The organism is Rhizobacter sp. (genome assembly GCF_035702065.1).
Taxonomy (GTDB): Bacteria; Pseudomonadota; Gammaproteobacteria; order Burkholderiales; family Burkholderiaceae_C; genus Rhizobacter.
Window position 1 is genome coordinate 1 of record NZ_DASSRA010000220.1, and the last position, 16,281, is coordinate 16,281.

The window sequence follows — 16,281 nt, forward strand, 5'->3', positions numbered from 1 at the left end:
GTCGCCTTGGTAGGCTTTTACCCCACCAACAAGCTAATCTGCCATCGGCCGCTCCAATAACGCAAGGTCTTGCGATCCCCTGCTTTCACCCGTAGGTCGTATGCGGTATTAATCCGGCTTTCGCCGGGCTATCCCCCATTATTGGGCACGTTCCGATGTATTACTCACCCGTTCGCCACTCGCCACCAGGATTGCTCCCGTGCTGCCGTTCGACTTGCATGTGTAAGGCATGCCGCCAGCGTTCAATCTGAGCCAGGATCAAACTCTTCAGTTCGATCTTGATAAATTACTCAAAGAATTGAAGTGAACTTCACTTCTATGAGCGTTTTAGGTCCATGAGACCTTGAGTCTTTCGACTCTTGGCACTCGCCTTCAAACGCCCACACTTATCGGCTGTTAGTTTTTAAAGAGCTTGCAAACTTTCGTTTGCGTTGCTGAATTTCTTTCTTCAGCAGAGCCTGCTATTTTGACTTGTTTTAAAAACCTTGTCAACCGCTTGGCTATTTGCTTTTCGTTTTGCTTGTCGCGTTTCGCGATTTGCATTTCGATCAGCAGAGCCTGCGATTATGACTTGTTTTTTCTTAACTCGTCAACTGCCTGCTCATTTTTTCTTTGCCGCTTGCTGTTTGGTGGCATTTGCGCCGCCTGCTGCAATCAGCGAAGACCACGACTGTAGCATCCTTTTTCTGAAGCGCGCAAGTGCCCCCGAAAAAAGTTAGCTGAGACTGCCTAAACCCTCAGTGTGATGTGGGCGGCCGAAGAGTTCAACGCAGGCGGCCTGGGCATCTTCGCTCTCGAGGATGGCTCCGAGCTGCAGCGCCAGGCGGCGCGTGTCCGCACGCAGGATCTTCTGTTTCACTGCGGCGATCTGCGATGGATGCATGGAGAAGTTGCGCAACCCCATGGCGAGCAGCAGTTCGGTGAAGGCTGGGTCGCCGGCCATTTCGCCGCATACGCTGACGCCTTTGCCGACCTTGCGTGCATACGCAATGGTTTGCGCAATGAGCTGCAGCACCGCGGGATGCCAGGGATCATAGAGATGCGCCACCGCTTCATCTGCCCGGTCAATAGCCAGGGTGTACTGGATGAGGTCGTTCGTTCCAATGGAAACAAAATCGAAGTAGCGCAGCAGGGACGGGAGCGCGATGGCGGCCGCGGGCACCTCGATCATTGCGCCGACCTCGACCACGCCATAGGCACGACCCGCATCCTGAAGCTGCTGCTTTGCGCGCGCGATGGCCTCGATCGCGAGGCGCACTTCGCTGACATGCGCCACCATGGGAATGAGGATTCGCACCTTGCCGAGTGCACTGGCCCGCAAGATGGCGCGCAGCTGCTGCCGGAACATGCCCGGCTCTGACAGGCTCCAGCGAATGGCACGCAAACCCAGCGCAGGGTTCAGCGCATGCTCGTGGCGGAGTTCAGTGGCAGTGAGGCGATCGAGGGGCTTGTCTGCCCCGATGTCGACGGTTCTGATCGTGACTGGCAGGCCCTTCATGCCTTCCACGGCGGCGCGGTAGGCTTCGAACTGCTCATCCTCTCCCGGCAGCTCGCCGCCTCGGTTCATAAATAGGAACTCGCTGCGAAACAGGCCAACCCCCACCGCACCCGCTTCCAGTGCCGCGGGCGCATCGACGGGCAGCTCGATGTTGGCCTGCAGCTCCACGCGCTCTCCGTCGAGCGTGACGGCGGGTGTGTGCCGCAAGCGCGAGAGGCGATCACGTTCGAGGCCGCTTTGCCGCTGGCGAAAGCGGTACTCCTCCAGGAGCAGCGGCGAGGGATCGACCACGACCACACCGTTGTCGCCGTCGATCACCACCCAGTCGTCCTGGCGAATGATGTGGCTCGCCTCGCGCGCGCCCACCACGGCGGGGATGTCCAAGCTGCGTGCCACGATGGCAGTATGCGATGTACGGCCGCCTACGTCAGTGATGAAGCCCGTGAAGATGCTGCGCTTGAACTGCAGCATGTCGGCCGGGGCGATGTCGTTGGCGACCAGCACGAGCGGGTCTTCACCCGCGAAGTCGCGCGGGCTGACACCTGGCGCGGGTGCGTAGGTGGACGACGGCCCACGGCCCATCGCGCGCAACAGCCGCTCGACCACCTGCTCCAGATCGGCCTTGCGCTCGCGCAGGTAGTCGTCTTCCATCTCGTCGAATTGGCGGGCCAGCACCTCGAGCTGGGCCGACAGGGCCCACTCGGCGTTGTAGTGACGCTCCTGGATCCACTGCTTGGTCGCGCCTGTCAGGGTTTCGTCGTGCAGCAGCATGAGATGCACGTCGAGCAGGGCCGATAGCTCTCCTGGCGCATCGTCGGGCAGGTCACGCTGCAAGGTGGCGAGTTCCGCCGCCACTGCGTCGCGGGCCACGCGCAGACGCTCGACTTCGTCGGCCACCTGGCTGTCTTCGATGAAGTAGTGGGCCACGTCGACGCGGCTGGACGCCACCAGCACCGCCCGCCCGATGGCCACCCCGCGTGACACCGGCAATCCGAAGACCTGAAAGCTCATGCAAACCATCCTAGCAGCGCGCACCCGCCCCACACCTGGGAACGACCCGCGCCCGCTGTCACTGCCGCGTCATCCCGCCTTCATGGCCGCGTCACGCCAACCCTTGAACATCTCGTCGAGCTTTCAAGGAGAACGCCATGCGGGATCTGCCCCTGCCGACGATGCCCATTTCCACGCTGCGTGCCGACACGTCCCGGAGGTCACTTCACCCCCGCGGCACGGCTGCCAAACCTGTCCGCCAAGACGCTGCTGGGTTTGAAGTGGTTTGGGCTCGCGATGAGAGAGACGTTCGCCAGGCGCAGCAGCTGAGGCACTTGGTCTTCGCGGAGGAGATGGGCGCGCGCCTGAGCGTCCCGCACGGCGCACCCGCCGGGCACGACATCGACATGTTCGACCCCTTTTGCGAGCACCTGCTGGTGCGTGCCACCGGCACCGGCGACGAGCCCGGCCCGGTGATCGGCACCTACCGCGTGCTGACGCCCGACTCCGCCAAGCGCGTGGGCGGCCTGTACAGCGACACCGAATTCGACCTCACCCGCCTGCGCCCGCTGCGCTCGCGCATGGTGGAGCTGGGCCGCTCCTGCGTGCACCCGGCCTGGCGCTCGGGCGGTGTGATCATGGCGCTGTGGGGCGCGCTCGCCGAGTTCATGGTGCGCAACCGGCTCGACACCATGGTGGGATGCGCCAGCGTGAGCATGCGCGATGGCGGCCACTACGCCGCGAGCCTATGGGAGCAGCTGCGTCTCACGCACCTGGCACCGATCGAGCTGCAGGTGACGCCGCGCCTGCCGTTGCCAGTGGACGACCTGCAGACCAATCTGGACGTCGAGGCCCCGGCCTTGATCAAGGGCTACCTGCGCTGCGGCGCCAAGGTGCTGGGCGCACCGGCCTGGGATCCCGACTTCAACACCGCCGACCTGCCCATGCTGATGCGCATCGCCGACCTGCCGGCCCGCTATCGCAAGCACTTCCTGGGCGCCTGAGCGACGCGGCGAGTGGCTATTCGCCTTCGCCGAACTTGTCGTTGATGAGGGCGAGCAGGGCGTCCATCGCCGCCTGCTCGTCGGGGCCGCTGGTCTCGATCTCGATCTCGCTGCCCATGCCCGCCGCCAGCATCATCACCCCCATGATGCTTTTGGCGTTGACACGCCGCGCATTGCGGCTCATGAACACATCACTCTGAAAGCCGCCGGCCAGTTTGGTGAGTTTGGCCGACGCGCGGGCGTGCAGGCCCAGCTTATTGCTGATGCTGATGCTTGTTTTGATCATTGGCACCGGGTTTGTAGGCTTGGTTCTGCGGCCGGGACGTGGCCACCTGCATGACGCCCTGCGTCGCGCCCGCCACAGCGCGCGCCACCACCGCATCGAGCGCTTCGTCGGCGTAGCACAGCGAACGCCAGAGCATGGGCACGTTGACCCCGGCGATCACCTTCACGTGCACGCCGTCGGCCAAGCGCTGCGCCACGTTGCATGGGGTGGCACCAAAGACGTCGGTAAAGATCAGCGCATCGGGGCTGCTCACTTGTGCGAGCAACTCTCGTGCGCGGCTTTCGATGGCTTCGACGGAGTCTTCAGGCAGCACGTCGAGCGCTTCGAGGCGGCGCCCGCAATCGGGGAATGTGTGCTGAGCCACGGCCTTCAACGAAGACGCCAACGGGGCGTGGGCAATGATCAGCAGTCCAGGCATGCGGGAATTATGAGAGCTTCAACGCGGAAGAACTGTGGCCCGAGCGCCGGGCCGGTGCTCGTCTCGCCACAAAAACCACACATCGTTCATCACAGCACAAGCATTCAACGCACCGACCCCTCAGAACGCCGACATCCGGCCTCATGAGGGCCACTTGATGCTCTCGAAGAAGTTGGCCACCGGCTCATTGCCCAGCTTCGCCCCCATGACCGTCGCCTGAAAGACCCAGGTGCCGCGGCTGAAGAGCCCCAGCTCCTGCGTGACCGGCTCACCGCCGGGCAACTTGCCCTGCAGGCGCAGGCGTTCGGCGAGCGGGTTGGGCGTCATCCCCGGCACCTGCATCGGCCCCAGACGTTGGGCCGTGCCGCCCAGATTGGCTTGTGCCGCGGCCCGCAGCGCGGTCAGCGCGGGCGCAACCCGCGCGGGGTCTGCCACTTCGGCATAAGCCAATGCCCAGGTTGCATCGCCGGCGCGGCAGGCCACCAGATGCATGCGAACGCGATCGCCATCCAGCGAGACCGTTCGGACATCGGTACTGGGCTTGCAAGGGAAGAGCGCAACGGCTTCGGTGGCCTCGGGGCGCACCTCGCGCCAATCGAGCGTGGGGGAACAGGCACCCACCAGGGCGAGAGCAGACAGCGCGGCCACACGGCCGCCACGGGCAAGACAACTCAGCATCGGGGCATTATCGGTATCGCTGTCCGACAATCCCCGCATGAGCCTGACCCCCACTCCACCCCAGCCCTTGGCGGGCGTCCGCGTCCTCGACCTCTCGCGCGTGCTGGCCGGACCGTGGTGCACGCAGACACTGGCCGACCTAGGCGCCGACGTCATCAAGATCGAGCGCCCGATGAAGAACGGCAGCGGCGGTGACGACACCCGCGGCTGGGGCCCGCCCTTCCTCAAGGACCGCGACGGGGCCGACACCGCCGAGGCCGCCTACTACCTGGGCACCAACCGCAACAAGCGCTCGGTCACCGTCGACATCGCCCAGCCCGAGGGCCAGGCGCTGATCCGCCGCCTGGCAGGCGAGTGCGATGTGTTCATCGAGAACTTCAAGGTCGGCGACATGGCCCGGTACGGCCTGGACGCCGCCACCTTGCGCACCGCCCACCCACGCCTCGTCTACTGCTCGGTGACCGGCTTCGGCCAGACCGGCCCCTACCGCGAGCGCGCCGGCTACGACTACGCCGTCCAAGGCATGGGCGGCCTGATGAGCGTGACCGGCGAACGCGACGACCTGCCAGGCGGCGGCCCGCAGAAGGTGGGCGTGGCGGTGGCCGACCTCTTCACCGGCATGTACGCCACGGTGGCCATCCTGGCCGCGCTGCGCCACCGCGACGCCACCGGCGAAGGCCAGGCCATCGACATGGCCCTGCTCGACACCCAGGTCGCGATGCTCGCCAACCTGGGCGCGAACTACCTCACCACGGGCGTCGCGCCCCAGCGCATCGGCAACGCGCACCAGAACATCGTGCCCTACCAGGTGTTCGAGACCGCCGACGGCCACCTCATCCTGGCCGTGGGCAACGACAGCCAGTACGCCAAGTTCTGCGAGGTGGCCGGCCGGCCCGACCTGGCGCAGGACGCCCGCTTCATCAAGAACGCCGACCGCGTGCGCCACCGGGCGACCCTGGTGCCGTTGCTGGCCGAGATCCTCAAGACCCGCAAGAAGCAGGACTGGCTGGCCGCTCTCGAAGCGGCCAAGGTGCCCTGCGGCGCCATCAACAACCTGGACGAGGTCTTTGCCGACCCGCACGTGCAGTCGCGCGGCATGACGGTGCCCATGGCCCACCCGCTGACCGACCACCTGCGCCTGGTGGCCAGCCCCATGAAGCTGTCGGCCACGCCGGTGCAGTACCGCCGCCCGCCGCCGCTGCTGGGCGAGCACACCGACGAGGTGCTGCGGGAATTCGGCTGGTCGGCCGAGGAAATTGCCGCCTTGCACCGCAGCGGCACCCTCTGAGAACCGTTCCACCCCGTGAAAGCGGGTGCAAACGCGCCCCCCAACCCCGGGGGAACGGGCCGCTTCCCGGGACACGGCGAGCCCATCTCAAGTGACACTTACGTCGTGCAACATTTGGCACGCTCGTGACGCATTTGAAGGCTCCCATGGACATGACCGACCTGAACCGCGCGCCTGCATCGGCGGCTCCCGCCGTGGCAGAGGCTGCCCCGGCTGAGCACGATCACTGGCGTGGTGTCGTGGGCGAGTTGAGCGCCGAGATCGCCGGCCCGCTGACGGCCGCCCTGGACCGCGTCCAGACGCTGGCCACCACCGGCCGCATCGACCGCGGGAGCCTGCGCGCCCTGGGTGAAGAGATCCAGCGCGCCCGCCAGATCAGCATGGCGGGCCAGCAGATCGCCCGCCTGGCCTCCGGCCAGCTGCGCCAGACGCCCGAGCGCCTGCCTCTCACCGAAACTTTGAAAGACGTGCTCACCCAGCGCGCCCGCGAGACCCAGGCCCGCAACATCCACATCAAGCAGGTGCTGCGGCCGGCCGAGGTGATCGTCGACGCCTCGCTCTTGTTCAGCCTGATCAACACCGTGCTCAGCTGGGCCATGGAACATGCCCAGTCGGGCATCGACTTCCGCGTCGACATCAAGACCTGGCCCGCCCATGCCCGCCTGGGGGTGCGCTTCGCCTACCGCCCCGCCGACCAGCAGGTCGATGTCGACAGCGAGGCCGCTCTGCAAGCCGGGCTCGACTCGATGACCTGGCGCCTCGTGCAACAGACCGCCTGGACCATGGGCCTGCCCATCGAACGCAAGACCGAAGGCGGCAGCATGCAGTTGACGCTGGAGTTCCCGCGCACCGTCAGCGATCAGCAAGAAGGCATGAGCGCGATCGAGCTCGACCAGGGCTTCTCGCCCTCGCTGCATTCCAAGCCGCTGGCCGGCAGCCAGGTGCTGGTGGTGGCCTCGCGGCGCGACGTGCGCGTGCAGGTGCGCGACGCCATCCGCAACATGGGCCTCATCGTCGACTTCGTCAATTCGGTGGACGAAGCACGCGAGTTCTGCCGTGGCGGCCTGCCGCATGCCATCGTGATCGAGTCGGTGCTGCGCGGAGACCGCTTCAACCAGCTGCGCACCGAGGTCGACGCGGACGGCGCCGAGGTGGTCTTCATCGAGATCATCGAAGAAGGCAACACCTTCGAGATCTCTGGTTTCGGCGGGCTGAGCATGGCGCGCGTCGGGCGCGACGCCATCCTCACCTCGCTGCCCTCGGCGCTGATGTTCGAGCTGGCGAAGACCGTCTGAGCCCGAGCGGCTACTTCAGGCTTCCGAACACCTTTTGAAGGATCGCGCTGCCGGCGGCTGCCGGGTTGGCGCGGATCTTCTTCTCTTCCTCACCGATCATCAGGTACAGGCCGTCGAGCGCCTTCTCGGTGACATAGGACTGGACGTTCGCGTCCTGCTTCTTGATAAAGCCGAAACCCGCCGCCTTGCCAGCCACGGCGTTGTACTTGTCGACCAGCGCCACCTTCTCGGTTTCCCTGGTCACGATGGGCAGGAACTTCGCGGCCAGCGGCTCGCGCGTCTTGTTGGCGAAGAAGGTGGTGACCGAGTTGTCGCCGCCGGTGATCACCTGCTTGGCGTCTTCCACGCTCATGCTCTTGACGGCGTTCACCAGCAAGGCCTGGGCCTCCGGCACGGCGGCCTCGGCGGCGCGGTTCATCGCCAGCTCCAGATCATCGATGCGCTTTTGCTGCCCGGTGGCCCGAAGCAGCTTGGCCGCATCGTTCAGTGCGCCCGGCAAGGGAATGCGCACCTTCGGGTTGCCGAGAAAGCCATCCGGCTTGCCCAGCAGGCCGACGGCCGCCACGGCGCCCTTTTCCAGCGCCGCGCGGATGCCGGTGGCGGCATCGGTCTCGGTGAGCCCGGCAGCGAACACCCGGCCCCAAGCCCCCAGGCCAGCGACCGACAAGACCACCGACGTAAACTTTCTGCGTTGCATCACGCATTCCCCATGAAGTTGACCCGCCATCTTGCCGCTGCCATTGTCGTGTTGGCAATTGGCGCCGCAGCAGCCTTCTACCGACCGGGGAATACGCAGCAGGCCGCACCGGACGTGTCGTTCACGCGCCTCGACGGCAGCACCGCCCGCCTGGCCCAACTCCGGGGCAAGGTCGTGCTGGTGAACTTCTGGGCCACGACCTGCGCCATCTGTGTGAAAGAGATGCCGCAGATGGTCGCCACCCACCGGAAGTTCAGCAGCCGCGGCTACGAGACACTCGCTGTCGCGATGAGCTACGACCCGCCGGTCTCGGTGGTCAGCTTCACCGAATCGCGCCGCCTGCCCTTCACCGTGGTGATCGACAACACCGGCGCGGTGGCTCGCAGCTTCGGCGACGTGGCGCTCACGCCCACCTCGGTGCTGATCAACAAGCGTGGCGAGATCGTCAAGCGCTACGTCGGCGAGCCCGACTTCGCGGCCTTGCACCAGCTGGTGGAAGAACTGCTCGCAGAAGTTTGAACTGCGGCGTCAGAGCAGCCAGTCGATCGGAAAGAGCGACAGCACATTGACCCAGGCGCGCTTGAGCACGCCGGTGTTGGGCTCGGTCGTGTACTGCTTGACCTCGCCTGCGCCGCGCTCTACCCAGATGAGTTCTTCGCCATCGGCGGACAGCTTGACCTCGTAGGCCACCGCCGGAATGCGCTCGTCGAAGGCCACGTCAAGGTCGCGCGCCAGCTCGGGGCTGTCGATCACCATGCCGAGTTCGGTGTTGAGCAGCTTGGAGCGGGGGTCGAAATTGAACGAGCCGACGAAGGCACGCGCCCCGTCCACCGCAAAGGTCTTGGCGTGCAGGCTGGCCCCCGAGCTCCCGCCAAGTGCGCCGCCGCTGCCCTTCTCCACCGCCCCGGACACGCGCCGCAGTTCAAACAGCTGCACGCCCGCCTCCAGCAGCGGCTTGCGCCACTTGGCGTAGCCGGAGTGCACGGGCGTCACGTCGTTGGCTTCCAGCGAGTTGGTGAGGATGCGCACCTTCACCCCGCGCTGCGCGAACCTGGTGAAGGCGTCCACCCCCAGCTGGCCGGGCACGAAATACGGCGACACCAGCGCCACCTCTTTCGTGGGTTCGCCCAGGATCACCCGCAGCTGGCTCGTCAGCAATGTCTGCGCCGACGCCTTGTCCAGCCCTTTGCCCGGGTCGTCGCTCACCAGGTGGGTGGTGGCCCATTGCAGCACCACCTGATCCTGCTCCAGCATGCGCGCGAAGGGGCTCTGGCGCACGGCCTCGGCGTAGCGCTCGGCCGCCGGGTTGGCAGCAAGTGCGGCCACAGCCGCGTCGAAGGCGCTGATCGTGTCGGCGTCGGCCCGCTGCACCACGCGGTCGAGCGGATAGGACGAGTCGCTGGCCCAGTAGAGGTCGAACTGGCGCGACACCTCGGGCACGACCGGACCGGCAGCGATGACGTCGAGGTCGACGAAACCCACGCCGTCGGTGGCACCGAAGTACTCGTCGCCGATGTTGCGCCCGCCCACGATCGTGGCCTGGTTGTCGGCCGTGAACGACTTGTTGTGCATGCGCCGGTTCAGGCGCGAGAAGTCGGTCAGGTAGCCCAGCATGCGCGGCGCGCGGGTCATGAAGGGATTGAACAGCCGCACCTCGATGTTGGGGTGGGCGTCGAGCGCCGCTAGCGCGGGGTCGAGGCCCGAGGTGTTGTTGTCGTCGAGCAGCAGGCGCACCCGCACGCCTCGGTTGGCGGCCTCGCGCAGCTCAGCGAAGAGCATGGTGCCCGACAGGTCGTTGTGCCAGATGTAGTACTGCACGTCGAGGCTGCGCTCGGCCGCGCGGGCCAGCACCACGCGCGCGGCGAAGGCATCGCGCGCATCGCGCAGGGGGTAGATGCCCGATTTGCCTGGGTGGGCCGCCGCCCCGGAGGCCACCGCCCGGCCGAGCTTGGTGGCGGCGGTGTCGGTGAGCGCGGTGCTCGCCGTGCGGTCGGTCAAGGGCGGCAGGGTGGTGCAGGCACTCAGGCCCGCGGCCAGCAGCAACGCCGCCAGGCGCAACATCACTCCGGCCCAGCGGCCGGAGCGTCGTTCACTGTCAGGCAGCGCTGCCGACGCCTGCATGGGCCGCTTGCTTGTCGGCGTGGTAGCTGCTGCGCACCAGGGCACCCACGGCGGCATGGGTGAAGCCCATCTTGTGGGCCTCGGCCTCGAACATCTTGAAGGTGTCGGGGTGCACGTAGCGGCGCACCGGCAGGTGGTGGCCGCTGGGGGCGAGGTACTGGCCGATGGTGAGCATGTCGATGCCGTGCTCGCGCATGTCGCGCATCACCTGCAGGATCTCTTCATCGGTCTCGCCCAGGCCGACCATGATGCCGCTCTTGGTCGGCACGTGCGGCGCGAACTCCTTGAAGCGCTTGAGCAGGTTCAGCGAGTAGGCGTAGTCGGAGCCCGGGCGCGCTTCCTTGTAGAGGCGCGGCGCGGTCTCCAGGTTGTGGTTCATCACGTCGGGCGGCGCGGCCTTGAGGATCTCCAGCGCACGGTCCATGCGGCCGCGGAAGTCCGGCGTGAGGATCTCGATGCGCGTCTTCGGCGACAGCTCGCGCACCTTGCGGATGCACTCGACGAAGTGGCCGGCGCCGCCGTCGCGCAGGTCGTCGCGGTCGACGCTCGTGATCACCACGTAGTTGAGCTTGAGCGCGGCGATGGTCTTGGCCAGGTTGAGCGGCTCGTCCACGTCCAGCGGGTCGGGGCGGCCGTGGCCCACGTCGCAGAAGGGGCAGCGGCGCGTGCACTTGTCGCCCATGATCATGAAAGTGGCGGTGCCGCCGCCGAAGCACTCGCCGATGTTGGGGCACGAAGCCTCTTCACACACCGTGTGCAGCTTGTGCTCGCGCAGGATCTGCTTGATCTCGTAGAAGCGCGTGTTGTGCGAGCCGGCCTTGACGCGGATCCAGTCGGGCTTCTTCAGCTGCTCGGCGGGCACGATCTTGATCGGGATGCGCGCCGTCTTGGCCTGCGACTTCTGCTTGGCCGTGGCGTCGTAGGAGGCCGGGTCTTGTGCGTGATGGACGACGTTGTCGGTCGACATGGGGAATGGCTTTCTTAGGCGAGGTGGGAGGCCAGGCGCTTGCCCAGCTGCTGGGCGACGTCGGCCCACTCCGCAGTGACGCCCAGTGTAGCCAGATCGACCGTTTGCAGCCCTGCGTAACCGCAAGGGTTGATCCCGCCGAAGGGGCTCAGGTCCATGCGCACATTGAGCGCCACGCCGTGGTAGGTGCAGTGCCGGCTCACTTTGATGCCCAGTGCGGCGATCTTGCCCAACCCGGCGAAGGGGTCGGTGCTTGGCCCGGTCAGCGCCGAATGGCCGAACGGGTCGCGCAGGTTGACATAGATGCCCGGTGCGCCCGCCACGCGGTGCCCGGTCACGCCGTGCTGCTCCAGCGTCTTGATGACGCAGTGCTCCAGGCGGTAGACGTATTCCTTGACGAAGATGCCCAGGCGCCGCAGGTCGATCAGCGGGTAGGCCACCACCTGGCCGGGGCCGTGGTAGGTGACCTGGCCGCCGCGGTTGGTCGGCACCACGGGGATGCCGTGGGCCGCCAGCACGTGCTCGGGCTTGCCCGCCACGCCCTGGGTGTAGACCGGGTCGTGCTCGCACAGCCAGATCTCGTCGGGTGTGTCGGCAGCACGGGCCTCGGTGAAGGCGCGCATGCGCTCCATGGTCTCCACGTAGGGCACGCGGCCCAGCATGCGGACAGCGGGTGCAACACCCCGGAGTGAGTCGGCGGCCGGAGAAGTTTCTGACATGACCCCGATTGTCGGCGCGAGCACAAAGCCGGCGCTGGGACCGTGAATTCGTGCATCCATCACGCCGCAACCTGCGTAGCAGTGCCATCCGGTGATCTTGCCGGTGCCTCACGCCAGGAGACCTTCATGCGACCCTCTTCCCTCTTCAACGCCACGCCCTTGCTGGCGGCCACGCTGCTGGCCGTCTGCGCCCCGGCGGGTGCCTCCAGCCACCGCGAGGCGCCCTTCATCGCCACCGCTCCCAAGGTGGACGCGACCGACTTCTACATGTTCCGCAGCTACGAGACCGGCCGCGCCGCCTTCACCACGCTGATCGCCAACTACCAGCCGCTGCAAGACGCCTACGGCGGCCCCAACTACTTCGCGATGGACCCCAACGCGCTGTACGAGATCCACATCGACAACGATGGCGATGCGCGCGAAGACATCACCTTCCAGTTCCGCTTCAAGAACACGCTGCGCGACGGCACCGGCAAGACGCTGCCGGTTGACAACCAGAACGTGGCCATCCCGCTGATCCAGTTCGGCCAAGTGGGCAACGTGAAGGACGCCAACCTCAACGTGTCGGAAAGCTTCACCGTGACCATGGTGCGCGGTGACCGCCGCTTCGGCCGCAGCGCGAGCGTCACCCACGCCAGCACCGGCGCGGCCAGCTTCGACAAGCCGGTCGACAACATCGGCGTGAAGACCATCCCCGACTACGCGGGCTACGCCGCCAAGCACGTCTACCCCATCAACATCCCCGGCTGCAGCACGCCAGGCAAGGTGTTCGTCGGCCAGCGCAAGGACCCGTTCGCCGTCAACCTGGGCACCATCTTCGACCTGGTCAACGCGCCGGCCGCGGTGATCACCAACCGCGCCAATGCCGGTGCGGTGGCCAACACCATCGACGACAAGAACGTGACCAGCCTGGCGCTCGAAGTGCCCACCGCCTGCCTCACCGCCGGCAACGAGCCGGTGATCGGCGGCTGGACCACCGCCAGCCTGCGCCAGGCCCGCGTGCTCGACCCCACGCCGCGCGCCGGACACCAGACCACCGAGTTCACCGGCGGCGCCTGGACGCAGGTCTCGCGCCTGGGCATGCCCCTGGTCAACGAGGTGGTGATCGGCCTCAAGGACAAGGACCGTTTCAACGGCGCGCGCCCCAAGGACGACGGCCAGTTCGCCACCTACGTCACCAACCCGAGCCTGCCCAAGCTGCTGGAGATTGCGCTCGGCCTGCCCAACATCGCGCCCACCAACTACCCGCGCACCGACCTCACGACCGCCTTCCTCACCGGGATCAGCGGCGTGAACCAGCCGCGCAACGTGGTCGGCTCCGAGATGCTGCGCCTGAACACCAGCGCTGCCCCAGTGCCGCTGGCCAACCAGAACACGCTGGGCATCGTCGGCAACATCCTCGCCAGCGGCAACGACGGCGCGGGCTTCCCCAACGGCCGCCGGCCGAACGACGACGTGGTCGACATCTCGCTCGTGGCCATGATGGGTGGCCTGTGCGTGGCCAACGGCGACAACAACGCGCTCGGCTTCGGCGCCGCGTGCAAGCCCTCGGCCGTGCCGCTGGGAGCCACCGCCTTCCAGCTGCACGACGCGGTCGATCAGTCCAAGGCACCACTGCTCGCCGGCTTCCCGTATCTCTTCACGCCGGTCGGCGGCACCCACTGAGGAGAACGCCATGCACAACACCTCCCTCAAGCTGCTTGCCTCCGCCCTGCTGACGAGTGCCCTGCTCACGGCCTGCGGAGGAGGTGGTGGTGGCGACGCCGTGCCGCCACCCGTCGCTCCCGACGTGGTCCCTGCCGAGGCCAGCGCTTCGCCCGAGGCCTTCACGGCCTGGGCCAAGTCGCAGCCACCCAGCGAGACCAGCGAGCCGCTGGGCATGGGCGGCCTGGTCACGGCCCCCACCAGCGACACCACGGACGCCGCATCGCTCTACTGATGCGCCACCCGCGCGGCGTGCTTCCGGGCATGCCGCGCCCATCTTCCGGAGGCCCCATGCGTCGACTTCTTCTCCCGCTGCTCGCGGCGCTGGCCTGCCACGCCCATGCCGCACCCTTCACCCCGGCGAGCGATGACGAGGTCGTCGAACGCCTGCCGCTTCTACTCGGCTCGCCCGACGCGCGCCGCCAGCAGCGCCTGGCCCGCGCCCGGCTGCAACAGGCCCCGGCGCAGCTGCCGCTGGCCCTGCAACTGGCCCGCGCGGCCATCGAGCGCGCCCGCCAGCTGGGCGACCCGCGCGAGCTGGGCCAGGCGCAGGCCGTGCTGGCACCGTGGTGGCTCCAGCCCGATCCACCTCCCGCGGTGCGCCTGTTGCGCGCAACGATCAGGCAGAGCCAGCACGACTTCGGCGCGGCGCTGGCCGACCTCGACGCCCTGCTGCAGCCCGGCAGCCCCGCCCCGCTCGCCCTGCAGGCCCAGGCCGAACTCACCCGCGCCTCGGTGCTGCAGGTGACGGGCCGCTGGGCCGAAGCCGGCGCCGGCTGCACCCGCTTGGCCGGCTCGCACTACGCCGCCCTGGGCAGCGCCGTTCAGTGGCCGGCCCAGGCCTGCCTGGCCGAACTGGCCAGCCTGCAAGGCCGCGCCGACGAGGCCGAACGCGCGCTGCGCCAGCTGGCCACCCAAGCCGGCACCGCCAGCCCCTGGCTCACCCTCGTGCGGGCCGAACTCGCCGAGCGCCGTGGTGACGGCGCGGCCCAGGCGCTCTACCGCGAGGCCCTTCAAGCGCCCCAACCCGAGGTCTACGCGCTGGCTGCCTACGCCGACTGGCTGCTCGCCCACGCACGGCCCGCCGAGGTGATCACCCTGCTCGCCGGCCGCGAAGAAGCCGACGCCCTGCTGCTGCGCCTGGCCATCGCCTACCGGCAACACCTCGGCCCGCGCGACCCACGCGCCGCGGCCGCCACCGCGCGGCTCACCGAACGCTTCGAGGCTGCCGCGCTGCGCGGCGACAGCCTGCACGCCCGCGAACAGGCCCGCTACGAGCTGGACCTTCGGGGCGATCCCGCCGCCGCGCTGCGGCATGCCCAGGCCAACTGGGCCCAGCAGAAGGAGCCCGCCGACGCCCTGCTGCTGGCCCGCGCGGCCCACGCCGCCGGCCAGCCGCAGGCGGCCGAGCCGGTGCGGCGCCTGGTGCGCGACACCGGTTGGCAGGACGTTCGGCTGCAGGGGCTGACATGAAACGCGTGCTGCTTCTCGCCGTATTGCTGTGGCCGCTGCTGGGCTTCGCCCACAAGCCCAGCGACGCCTACCTGCAGCTGCAGGTCGAGGGCGCCCAGGTCACCCAGCGCTTCGACATCGCACTGCGCGACCTGGAGCGCGATCTCGCGCTCGACGCCAACGACGACGGCCAGCTCGACTGGCGCGAGGTGCGCACGCGCTGGAGCGACATCGCCCAGCTCGCGCAGCGCGGTCTCGCGCTTCATGCCGATGGCCAGCCCTGCCAGGCCGGCCCGCTGGAAGCACCCCAGCTGGAAGAACACAGCGATGGCCGCTACGCCGTGCTGGCGCGCCGCTGGGCGTGCGCCGCCGACGTGCAGCAGCTCGACGTGACCTACACCCTCTTCGCCCAGACCGACCCCACGCACCGCGGCATCGTGCGCGTGCAGCGCGGCGAGCACAGCGAGACCGCCGTGCTGGTGCCCGCACCAGCCGCCCGTCGCTTCGACCTCGGCGGCGCCGGCGGCTTCACCGGCTTCGTGCGCGAAGGCGTGCACCACATCCTGATCGGCACCGACCACATCCTGTTCCTGCTGGCCTTGCTGCTGCCCGCGGTGCTGGTGCGCCGGCCGGGCCACGGGTGGCGCGCGGCGACGCGTCTTCGGCCGGTACTGGCGGAGGTGCTGCGCGTGGTCACCGCCTTCACCGTGGCGCACTCGATCACGCTCGCGCTGGCTGCTTTCGACGTGGTCAACCCGCCATCGCGTTGGGTCGAATCCATCATCGCGGCCAGCGTGGTGCTGGCCGCCCTGAACAACCTCTGGCCGGTGATCGGCGAAGGCCGCTGGAAGCTCACCTTCGCCTTCGGCCTGGTGCATGGCTTCGGTTTCGCCGGTGCGCTCAAGGACCTGGGACTCGCGCAGGGCGCACTCGCCCTGCCGCTGTTCCGCTTCAACCTCGGCGTGGAACTGGGGCAGCTCGCCATCGTGGCGGCCTTCCTGGCCGTCGTCTGGGCCGTGCGCGACACGCGCCTCTACCGCGGCGTCGGCTTGCGCGCGGGCTCGGCAGCGATCGCGGTGCTGGCCTTCGCCTGGCTGCTGGAGCGTGCGCTGGACTTCAGGTGGCCGGTGCTCGGCTGAGCGTCAGAGCACCACCTTGACCATC

Annotated in this window: 16 protein-coding genes and 1 rRNA gene; 8 read left to right on the plus strand and 9 right to left on the minus strand. The window is 67.7% G+C overall.

Going from position 1 to position 16,281, the window contains the following annotated elements:
• Nucleotides 1-274, minus strand: a 16S ribosomal RNA gene (locus tag VFL64_RS10175); the annotation flags it as partial.
• A 441-nt stretch (nucleotides 275-715) separates the two neighbouring features.
• A complete protein-coding gene (gene ptsP / locus VFL64_RS10180; RefSeq protein ID WP_489540262.1) occupies nucleotides 716-2,509 on the minus strand; it encodes a phosphoenolpyruvate--protein phosphotransferase in 1,794 nt (597 codons plus the stop codon).
• 137 nt (nucleotides 2,510-2,646) lie between these two features.
• On the opposite strand from ptsP, the gene VFL64_RS10185 reads away from it, so the two are divergent.
• Entirely contained in the window at nucleotides 2,647-3,492 is an 846-nt protein-coding gene (locus tag VFL64_RS10185; protein ID WP_489540263.1) for a GNAT family N-acetyltransferase, read from the plus strand.
• Nucleotides 3,493-3,508: 16 nt separating this feature from the next.
• Here VFL64_RS10185 and VFL64_RS10190 read toward each other — a convergent pair whose 3' ends face one another.
• The 3 genes from VFL64_RS10190 to VFL64_RS10200 form a co-directional block, all read right to left on the minus strand.
• Nucleotides 3,509-3,778 carry an HPr family phosphocarrier protein gene (locus tag VFL64_RS10190; protein ID WP_489540264.1) on the minus strand — a complete coding sequence of 90 codons (270 nt, stop codon included), beginning with the start codon at nucleotides 3,776-3,778 and terminating at the stop codon, nucleotides 3,509-3,511.
• The gene (locus tag VFL64_RS10195) at nucleotides 3,747-4,196 is read right to left on the minus strand and encodes a PTS sugar transporter subunit IIA (RefSeq protein ID WP_489540265.1); all 450 of its coding nucleotides are present in this window, start codon (nucleotides 4,194-4,196) and stop codon (nucleotides 3,747-3,749) included. The genes VFL64_RS10190 and VFL64_RS10195 overlap by 32 nt, the downstream gene beginning before the upstream one ends.
• Nucleotides 4,197-4,337: 141 nt before the next feature.
• The gene (locus VFL64_RS10200) at nucleotides 4,338-4,844 is read right to left on the minus strand and encodes a hypothetical protein (RefSeq protein WP_489540266.1); all 507 of its coding nucleotides are present in this window, start codon (nucleotides 4,842-4,844) and stop codon (nucleotides 4,338-4,340) included.
• A 67-nt stretch (nucleotides 4,845-4,911) separates the two neighbouring features.
• Here VFL64_RS10200 and VFL64_RS10205 point away from each other — a divergent pair, with 67 nt between their 5' ends.
• Together VFL64_RS10205 and VFL64_RS10210 are read left to right on the plus strand one after the other, a co-directional pair.
• Complete coding sequence (locus tag VFL64_RS10205; protein WP_489540267.1) at nucleotides 4,912-6,162, plus strand: CaiB/BaiF CoA transferase family protein; 1,251 nt, start codon at nucleotides 4,912-4,914, stop codon at nucleotides 6,160-6,162.
• Nucleotides 6,163-6,308: 146 nt separating this feature from the next.
• Nucleotides 6,309-7,457, plus strand: coding sequence for an ATP-binding protein (locus tag VFL64_RS10210; RefSeq protein WP_489540268.1), 1,149 nt, complete (start codon nucleotides 6,309-6,311; stop codon nucleotides 7,455-7,457).
• 10 nt (nucleotides 7,458-7,467) lie between these two features.
• Here VFL64_RS10210 and VFL64_RS10215 read toward each other — a convergent pair whose 3' ends face one another.
• A complete protein-coding gene (locus tag VFL64_RS10215; RefSeq protein ID WP_489540269.1) occupies nucleotides 7,468-8,154 on the minus strand; it encodes a DUF4197 domain-containing protein in 687 nt (228 codons plus the stop codon).
• Nucleotides 8,155-8,166: 12 nt separating this feature from the next.
• Here VFL64_RS10215 and VFL64_RS10220 point away from each other — a divergent pair, with 12 nt between their 5' ends.
• Nucleotides 8,167-8,673, plus strand: coding sequence for a peroxiredoxin family protein (locus VFL64_RS10220; RefSeq protein WP_489540270.1), 507 nt, complete (start codon nucleotides 8,167-8,169; stop codon nucleotides 8,671-8,673).
• A 9-nt stretch (nucleotides 8,674-8,682) separates the two neighbouring features.
• Here VFL64_RS10220 and VFL64_RS10225 read toward each other — a convergent pair whose 3' ends face one another.
• The 3 genes from VFL64_RS10225 to lipB are packed head-to-tail and all read right to left on the minus strand — an operon-like array spanning nucleotide 8,683 to nucleotide 11,961.
• Nucleotides 8,683-10,215, minus strand: coding sequence for a phospholipase D family protein (locus VFL64_RS10225; protein WP_489540271.1), 1,533 nt, complete (start codon nucleotides 10,213-10,215; stop codon nucleotides 8,683-8,685).
• 34 nt (nucleotides 10,216-10,249) lie between these two features.
• Nucleotides 10,250-11,242 (minus strand): lipoyl synthase, encoded by a 993-nt coding sequence (gene lipA / locus VFL64_RS10230; RefSeq protein WP_489540272.1) that lies wholly within the window; start codon nucleotides 11,240-11,242, stop codon nucleotides 10,250-10,252.
• Nucleotides 11,243-11,256: 14 nt separating this feature from the next.
• Nucleotides 11,257-11,961: a lipoyl(octanoyl) transferase LipB gene (gene lipB, locus VFL64_RS10235; RefSeq protein WP_489540273.1), complete on the minus strand. Its 705-nt coding sequence runs from the start codon at nucleotides 11,959-11,961 to the stop codon at nucleotides 11,257-11,259.
• Nucleotides 11,962-12,087: 126 nt separating this feature from the next.
• On the opposite strand from lipB, the gene VFL64_RS10240 reads away from it, so the two are divergent.
• The 4 genes from VFL64_RS10240 to VFL64_RS10255 are packed head-to-tail and all read left to right on the plus strand — an operon-like array spanning nucleotide 12,088 to nucleotide 16,256.
• Nucleotides 12,088-13,626 carry a DUF4331 domain-containing protein gene (locus VFL64_RS10240; protein WP_489540274.1) on the plus strand — a complete coding sequence of 513 codons (1,539 nt, stop codon included), beginning with the start codon at nucleotides 12,088-12,090 and terminating at the stop codon, nucleotides 13,624-13,626.
• 10 nt (nucleotides 13,627-13,636) lie between these two features.
• On the plus strand, nucleotides 13,637-13,900 hold the full coding sequence (locus VFL64_RS10245) for a hypothetical protein (protein ID WP_489540275.1): 264 nt from the start codon (nucleotides 13,637-13,639) through the stop codon (nucleotides 13,898-13,900).
• 56 nt (nucleotides 13,901-13,956) lie between these two features.
• Nucleotides 13,957-15,138 carry a tetratricopeptide repeat protein gene (locus VFL64_RS10250; protein WP_489540276.1) on the plus strand — a complete coding sequence of 394 codons (1,182 nt, stop codon included), beginning with the start codon at nucleotides 13,957-13,959 and terminating at the stop codon, nucleotides 15,136-15,138.
• On the plus strand, nucleotides 15,135-16,256 hold the full coding sequence (locus VFL64_RS10255; protein WP_489540277.1) for a HupE/UreJ family protein: 1,122 nt from the start codon (nucleotides 15,135-15,137) through the stop codon (nucleotides 16,254-16,256). The genes VFL64_RS10250 and VFL64_RS10255 overlap by 4 nt, the downstream gene beginning before the upstream one ends.
• The last annotated feature ends 25 nt before the right edge of the window (nucleotides 16,257-16,281 follow it).